1 protein-coding gene is annotated in these 383 nt (G+C 54.6%); it reads right to left on the reverse strand.

What is annotated here, in order from left to right; translation table 11 throughout:
- Window positions 1-383 (reverse strand): molecular chaperone YcdY (ycdY, locus tag H3O04_RS35785; RefSeq protein WP_202589560.1); only part of this gene is annotated, 383 nt, incomplete at both ends.

Here is a 383-nt window from a genome sequence, read left to right on the forward strand (position 1 = left end):
GGTTAGCGGTGCCATGGTGCGCCAGAAAGGCGTAGTTGCATGGGCCTCCACTTTGCCAAGGAACGCACCACACCAGGGTAACAGATACTCACTGAACAGTGTTTCCAGTGCTTCGCTCTCATCTTCCGTTGACTGATCTTCCAGCCAGGAAGCCGCAAGCAGCAATGTGCCGATGTGATCGGCTGGCGTATCCGCTAGTGGCATCCCTCGTTCGGAAAGAAAAGCGCGCACTTCCGCTTCCGTTGCGCCCTCAACCCATGCGCTACGATATGGCGGCACAGCACATTCATCGCCGATAAACAACGCATTGTAATCGGCAGAGACTTGCGTCATATCACAGCTTTTCTGTAAACGCGTCAGTAATTCATCCTGCTCCAGTGGCC

This window comes from Burkholderia sp. KCJ3K979 (genome assembly GCF_016759955.1).
GTDB classification, from domain to species: Bacteria; Pseudomonadota; Gammaproteobacteria; order Burkholderiales; family Burkholderiaceae; genus Burkholderia; species Burkholderia orbicola.